The organism is Frankia sp. CeRuru1, assembly GCF_977966315.1.
The window spans coordinates 20,355-26,545 of sequence record NZ_CDWWEW010000026.1; the positions used below are offsets into that span (position 1 = coordinate 20,355).

A 6,191-nucleotide genomic window follows, 5' to 3' on the forward strand; every position below is an offset into this window, starting at 1 on the left:
CCCCCACACCCACCAGGCCACCGGCCCGAACGACCGCGGATGCACCCGCCACCACACGACCGCCACCAGGACCAAGGCCGCGACGAGCACGGCCAGGCCGACGAGCCCGACCCGATGCACCACCAGAAGCAGGCCGACCACGAACGCCACGGCGACGCGGTGACGCCAGCAGCCCCGCAGCGCCAGCCACATCGCCTTGCCGGCCACCGCCACCAGCAGCATCCACACCGGCACGCGCACCTTGTCGGCCCGCGAGGGAACCCGCGGGAAACGCTGGTCACCGTTGATTCTGGACATGGCAATACCACCTGTTTTCGAGCGCACGAAACACAGACCGATGGGATTGACGAAAAGGAGAGAGAGGCGAGAAACGGGAATTCGTTTCCTCGCGACGCCGACGACCAGCGGGAAAACTACGCGGCGCGCGGCCCAGCCATGTCGTCAACCGGAGCCGCCACCGCCACCGCCGCCGCTTCGGCGGATTCCGCGGCTTCCTGGGATTCGAACTGGAACTTCTCGTAGGCGATCAGGTAGTCGTTGACCGCCGCGAGCAGCTTGTACGCGAAGTCAGCGTGCCGGGCATCCGGTTCCCGCCCCAGCGCCGACACGCTCAGGCTCACCCGCCCCGCGTCCACGACCAGGATGGGTGCGCGGTCGGGGTAGGTGTGGCAGGTCACCAACCAGTCCGCGCCGACGGACAGGCCGAGCGTCGCGTACGACTGCTTCGGCTCGCCGCTCACGCCGCCGCCCCCGTCCGCCGCAGCGGGCCGACCTGCCGCAGACTCACCGCACGCAGGGCGTACCCCTGCTTGGGGAACTTCCCGTTGGTGTCCACCCACGGTGTGATCGTCAGCCCCTCGAACTGCACCGGCCGGAACGGCGTGCCCGGCATCGCCTCCGGCAGGACCGGCTGCACCTCGGCGGCGATCTTCACCTTCAGCTCCGCCTGCCGCGCGGCCGGGTCCGCGTCCAGCACGCGCACCACCCGGACCCGCTCGCCGGTGTTCGGATCCCGCTCCTGCGAGTCGGGAGCGTTCGCCTTCACCTTGTCGTAGTCGTTCGCCGCCTCCACGCCGAGGACGAACGCCCCCGCCGGGAACACGTCCTCGAAACGCACCGGAATGCGTCGCGGTACCGCCATGGTTCGTCTACCTCCGTAGGGTCAGCCCCGCCGCCGGTACTCCGGCCACCGTCGGGCAGCACCTACTCTGAACCGCTCACGAACCGATCGCCAAGCGCTTTCGTATCTATGTATACGGACTGCGGATGGAAATTATCCGGTGACCGTCTGGAATACGTTCCCACGACAACGTTACCTTTGACGTGTGACAAGCGAACGGGGGGTTCCGCCGTACACGGCGCGAGGCAAGGTCGAGGGTGAGGACTGGCAGGCGGTCGCCGACGCCCTCAACGCGAGGATGAACCAGAAGCGGATGGGACAGCAAGCACTCGCCACCGCCTCGGGCGTGTCCGTCGCGACGCTGCGCCAGCTCCAGCGCGGAGCCCACGGCCGCCGGGTCCAGGACGCCACACTGGCCGCCGTCGCCCGCGCCCTGGACTGGCCGGACGACCACCTGGTCCGCGTCCTCGTGCATGACGAGCAGGCCGCGGGGACGGCGCCAGGCGACGGCCGCGAGAGCCAAGGAGGGCCGGGACCGCGCACCGACCGGCAGATCCTCGCCGTCCTGCTGCGGATCGAACAGCGTCTCGCCGATCTCTCCGAACGCCTCACCCCCGCCGAGGCACCCCGGGCCGGCCGAGGCCACAACAACGACGGGCCGGCCCCAGCGGAGTAACCCGCCGGAGTCGGCCCGTCGAAGTCCGGGGCGCCGCCGTGTCGATCAGCCGGGCGCCCTGACTGCCGGAACCCCGATCGCGTCGAGCACGGCCCGGCGGACCGCTTCGAGCGCCTCCACCTGCCCGGCCCGGAACGCGGCCCGCTCACCGCAGGTCATCCACCGCGAGTCCGGCCGGATCGGGTCCCGGTCGAGCGCCGCCCGCAGCGCCGCACCCCCACAGCCTCGTCGCGACGGTCCCGGGCCGCCTGTCCCGACCGGCGCACGGTCACCGGCCTGCACCCGGTAGACGAGCACCACATCGACGTCACCGAACGACTCGGAGAACGTCAGCCCGGCCGGCAGCCGGGACACCGCCCGCAGGAGATCCTCCGACCCCGACCCCGGCTGGACGACGAGCGCCCACTCGTCCGGCCCCCACGGCATCATCACGACCGCCGACAGCGTCTCCCCCGCACCACCGGCGCCGTCACCGGCAGCGGGCAGCGGCGGAAGGAACGGACCCGACCGGGCCGCCGCACTCACGGCCACCGCCGACGGTCCGCGAAGCGCGCCGCCAGATCATCGGACCTATACCTCGTCCAGTCGACGGCCGCCGGCCGCACGTCATGGACGAAGAAGCGGAGCGGGGTGACCTGGTAGTCGTGCCAGCCCTGTTCGATCGCGAACAGATCCGCCGCTGTCGCCCCGGGGAAGGTGATGACCGTGTCCCGTACCCGGCGGTCCCCGCCCGGCTCGAAGCGGACGACGCCGAACAGCAGCGGACCCGGGTCACCTCCGCTCCCCCTGTCGAACATCACGATCCGTCCTCCCCTGGTCGGTGGCGTGCGACAAAGCGCCGGAACCGGCCCGCAACAGGTGTCCGTGGCGCAGCGGAACCGACGCCCGCCCACCGTCCAACCGGACAGCCGGTCACGGAAGGCCGCCGGCCGTATACACCGAGACTTCCGATCTATACGGAGACCGGATATGCTCTGCGCGCCCGATCGAGGACAGACGGTCGGCGCACCTACCGTCCGGAGGCCGCCATGGTGTCCGTCCGTCGTCCGTTACCCCAGACCCCGCCGGGGCTCTGGGAGCGACCCGAGATGGCCGACGCACTCGCCCGCCGCGACATCGGCACCGTCTTCAAGATCTATCGCCAGTGGACCGGCGCCACCCAGACGCAGATAGCCGCCGTGTGCGGCCTGCCGCAGTCCCACGTCAGCGACATCATGAACGGTCGCCGCCAGGTCACGAGCCTGGAGATCTTCGAGCGCATCGCCGACGGCATCGGCCTCCCCCGCGGACGCATCGGGCTTGCCGAAAGACCGGGCGCCGTCCCCGAGCCCCGGACCGAACCCGGGTCGCCGGCCGCGGACGTGCCGAGCGATGTCGTGCGCGTCTACCCCAGCCGCGCCGCCGTTCCCGCCGAGCTGTGGCGGACGCTGTTCGCCGGTGCGCGTCACCAGGTCGACGTCCTCGTCATCGCCGGCCTGTTCCTCCCCGACGGGCACGCCGACTTCACGACCGTTCTCCGCCGCAAGGGCACCGAAGGCGTGGCCATCCGCTACGCCCTGGGTGACCCGGACTCCCCCGCCGTCGCCCTACGAGGCGACGAGGAGGGCATCGGTGACGGTCTCGCCGCCCGGACCCGGATCACCCTCACCTACCTGGCATCGTTACGCGACGCCCCGGGCATCGAGCTGCGGCTCCACGCCACCACGCTCTACAACTCCATCTACCGTTTCGACGGCGACATGCTGGTGAACACCCACGTCTACGGCGCCCCCGCCGCGCACTCCCCCGTCATGCACCTACGCGCCCAGCCCGGCGGACTCTTCGACCACTACGCCGCCAGCTTCGAGCGCATCTGGGCCACCACCGAAGGAGCCTGAACCCTCTTGGCACGGATCGACTACTTCAACGACCCGAACGCCCCCAAGGCCAACAGCGTCGTCCCGTCCGTGACGGCCGTCGTCACCGACGAGGCCGGGCGGATCCTCATGGTTCACAAGACCGACAACGACCTGTGGGCCCTGCCCGGCGGCGGCATGGATCTCGGCGAGTCCATCACCGACGCCGCCGTCCGCGAGACCAAGGAAGAGACCGGCATCGACATCGAGGTGACCGGACTCATCGGCGTCTACACCAACCCGCGGCACGTCCTGGCCTACGACGACGGCGAGGTCCGCCAGCAGTTCTCGCTCTGCTTCACCACCCGCAACCTCGGCGGCCAGCTACGTACCTCCAGCGAAACCAAGGAGGTCAAGTTCGTGGCGCCCGAGGACCTGGACACGCTGAACATCCACCCGTCGATGCGACTCCGCATCGATCACTACCTGGAGAACCGGGCCACGCCCTATCTCGGCTGAACCGCCGCCAGCCGCGCGGTTGTCCGCTCCACGGTGGCTCGCAGGTCCGCCCGCGCCCGGGTCACCGACCGGTGCACGATCGATCCGTCGCCGTAGCGGGACAGGATCTCCGTGATCCGTTCGTCGAAGGTGAACCGTTGGCCCTGCGGGCCCGTCGTCATGTCCGCGGCGCACAGCGCGTCCATCACCGGCGACACCTCCAGCTCCCACGCGGAGAGCTCCGCCGTCAGACCCCGTTCCTCGGCTTCATATCGAGCGCACGAGTGGTGCGCGACCAGGGCACACAGCCGCTTCGGCGCTTCCTGCGCTTCGAGGAACCGCGCACCGTCCACGGGGTGGAACCGTAGGTGCCCGATCGGCGGGGCGTACCCGATGTCATGCAGCCAGGCCGCCGCGACGAGCAGATCACGCTCCTCCGGATCGACGGCCGCGGACACCTCACGGGCAGCCGCAGCCACGGCCTGCACATGCCGCCACCGATCCCCCAACGGGGTCAGCAGCTCGCTCGCCAACCGCTCAGCAACCGCTACCTCCACCCGATCACGGTACGGCGAGCACCACCAGGCCGTCAGCGAGTGCCCGAGACTGCCGAATTGCCCCAATTATGATCAAGCGCGGCGCAGGACCTACGCCGCGCGACGGCTGCGCGTGGCGCTGGCGCGCCATGCTCGCCGGCGCGTCGCCACCCCGCATAAATAAACGTAGATCCGTCCGCTAAAGATCTATCGAACCGTCTGTCGACTATTCTTCTTGTCGCCACCCTCTTCCCACTCAAAAATCACTTGCCATTGCGTAACGGCATCAAGACTCGAAGAAAGAGAGAATCTCAGCACTGCGCCAGGCCCGAGATAAGATATAGATTGCCCCTGCCCTTCCACAAATGGAAGCTCAGAGCCGACGCGCGGGCCGTCGTAGTCGAAGTTAAATTTCAGATTTTCGGCGGTCGCAGTTCCTTCATTTCGGATCACCAATGTCTCAAGGGTGCGATAGTTCGGCCGACCAGACGAAGTATAGCTTGAAATCTCACGCTGACGGTCGACTTCGGCGACAGGAATGGCACCTACCTGGACCGGTGGCGACGCACTATCCTCAATCGAGACAGCGAATTTGTCCCTCATCACCCGCGTAAGCGCGGCACTGACGCGCTGCGATAGTTCAGCTTCCGATCCATAACTATCACACAGACCTCGACTATTCAGATTATCCTTGAAGGTTCGCAATCGTGAGTACTGATCCAGATCAACGCTATTAAGCACGATCGGAATATCCGAGAAATATACCAAGGTCGGCTTTTTGGCCGCGATGAAACGTTCGATCTCTTCGGCTGTCCCCGATAGCCCATCCTCGGTCGGAGTACCGAGCCGACTCCAAAACGTTCCAATAAGGACGTCAGCGTGATCCACAAGCTGCTTGTTGATTACTCGCTGAGCAGTTGCCTCCATCGACGGCGTAGCATCCCGCTCCCACATCGTCGGCAGGAGGACTACTTTTGAAGTCTCGGCATTCAAGCCATTCCACTGACCCGTGGTCTCTCGAATTATTTCTCGGGCATTCCCGGTGTCGCCAGGTGACGCAATGAGAACTCGAACTACAGTCGCTTGAAAAGTCATCACTTCCGCCTAATATGCTACCGATAAGCTGCGATTAGCGTGAGATGGGCCGCGGGATACCCGACAGATGCGTCTGCCATGACGCCTTGCGCGTCTTTTCTCATACTGCGCTCCGCTGCACGACGTTGCGACCGCGGGATCACATCCATACCAGGTAGATCGAACAAGTTTTCACGGTCTCCCTTGCGAAGTATACGTTGAACTTTTCCGACAATCGTCAGTTCAGCTTCCGAAGGAAGACTTCGAATGAAGTTCTCGTTATCGAGAACAGAGATGAACTTGTAGCGAGGAGTCGCCCCAACTGAAATAACCACCTTGGACGCCGAGTCGTCGGTCATCTTCCGAAGGGCAGAGAACCCATCAATCGCTTCCGTCATCTTTTTGTCTGGCTCTTGGCCGACCGACTGCATAAATCCGGCCAGCTCCCGAAC

General features: G+C 66.5%; 10 protein-coding genes and 1 pseudogene. 3 read left to right on the forward strand and 8 right to left on the reverse strand.

The window, feature by feature from the left end:
- The 3 genes and pseudogenes from AC08OP_RS03665 to AC08OP_RS03675 all read right to left on the reverse strand — a co-directional run.
- Positions 1-297: pseudogene (locus AC08OP_RS03665) on the reverse strand (FtsK/SpoIIIE domain-containing protein); the annotation flags it as partial.
- 116 nt (positions 298-413) lie between these two features.
- Positions 414-740: a hypothetical protein gene (locus AC08OP_RS03670; protein WP_476612899.1), complete on the reverse strand. Its 327-nt coding sequence runs from the start codon at positions 738-740 to the stop codon at positions 414-416.
- Positions 737-1,141: a plasmid replication, integration and excision activator gene (locus tag AC08OP_RS03675; RefSeq protein WP_476612900.1), complete on the reverse strand. Its 405-nt coding sequence runs from the start codon at positions 1,139-1,141 to the stop codon at positions 737-739. The genes AC08OP_RS03670 and AC08OP_RS03675 overlap by 4 nt, the downstream gene beginning before the upstream one ends.
- 184 nt (positions 1,142-1,325) lie before the next feature.
- Here AC08OP_RS03675 and AC08OP_RS03680 point away from each other — a divergent pair, with 184 nt between their 5' ends.
- Entirely contained in the window at positions 1,326-1,796 is a 471-nt protein-coding gene (locus tag AC08OP_RS03680; RefSeq protein ID WP_476612901.1) for a helix-turn-helix domain-containing protein, read from the forward strand.
- 45 nt (positions 1,797-1,841) lie between these two features.
- On the opposite strand, the gene AC08OP_RS03685 is transcribed toward AC08OP_RS03680, so the two are convergent.
- A complete protein-coding gene (locus tag AC08OP_RS03685; protein ID WP_476612902.1) occupies positions 1,842-2,327 on the reverse strand; it encodes a hypothetical protein in 486 nt (161 codons plus the stop codon).
- Entirely contained in the window at positions 2,318-2,593 is a 276-nt protein-coding gene (locus AC08OP_RS03690) for a hypothetical protein (RefSeq protein WP_476612908.1), read from the reverse strand. The genes AC08OP_RS03685 and AC08OP_RS03690 overlap by 10 nt, the downstream gene beginning before the upstream one ends.
- A gap of 291 nt (positions 2,594-2,884) precedes the next feature.
- Here AC08OP_RS03690 and AC08OP_RS03695 point away from each other — a divergent pair, with 291 nt between their 5' ends.
- A complete protein-coding gene (locus AC08OP_RS03695; protein WP_476612903.1) occupies positions 2,885-3,673 on the forward strand; it encodes a helix-turn-helix domain-containing protein in 789 nt (262 codons plus the stop codon).
- A gap of 6 nt (positions 3,674-3,679) precedes the next feature.
- Entirely contained in the window at positions 3,680-4,150 is a 471-nt protein-coding gene (locus AC08OP_RS03700) for an NUDIX hydrolase (RefSeq protein WP_476612904.1), read from the forward strand.
- Here the strand turns inward: AC08OP_RS03700 and AC08OP_RS03705 are convergent.
- The 3 genes from AC08OP_RS03705 to AC08OP_RS03715 all read right to left on the reverse strand — a co-directional run.
- Positions 4,138-4,686: an HD domain-containing protein gene (locus AC08OP_RS03705; RefSeq protein ID WP_476612905.1), complete on the reverse strand. Its 549-nt coding sequence runs from the start codon at positions 4,684-4,686 to the stop codon at positions 4,138-4,140. The genes AC08OP_RS03700 and AC08OP_RS03705 overlap by 13 nt on opposite strands.
- 186 nt (positions 4,687-4,872) lie before the next feature.
- Positions 4,873-5,760 (reverse strand): hypothetical protein, encoded by an 888-nt coding sequence (locus tag AC08OP_RS03710; RefSeq protein WP_476612906.1) that lies wholly within the window; start codon positions 5,758-5,760, stop codon positions 4,873-4,875.
- Positions 5,761-5,777: 17 nt separating this feature from the next.
- Positions 5,778-6,191, reverse strand: a 414-nt coding sequence (locus AC08OP_RS03715) for a DUF6414 family protein (RefSeq protein ID WP_476612907.1), incomplete at its 5' end; no start/stop codon positions are given.

Bases quoted from the DNA above. Each gene is read 5' to 3' on its own strand.
- AC08OP_RS03675 (WP_476612900.1), bottom strand. From the start codon at position 1,141: ATGGCGGTACCGCGACGCATTCCGGTGCGTTTCGAGGACGTGTTCCCG.
- AC08OP_RS03690 (WP_476612908.1), bottom strand. From the start codon at position 2,593: ATGTTCGACAGGGGGAGCGGAGGTGACCCGGGTCCGCTGCTGTTCGGC.
- AC08OP_RS03695 (WP_476612903.1), top strand. From the start codon at position 2,885: ATGGCCGACGCACTCGCCCGCCGCGACATCGGCACCGTCTTCAAGATC.
- AC08OP_RS03710 (WP_476612906.1), bottom strand. From the start codon at position 5,760: ATGACTTTTCAAGCGACTGTAGTTCGAGTTCTCATTGCGTCACCTGGC.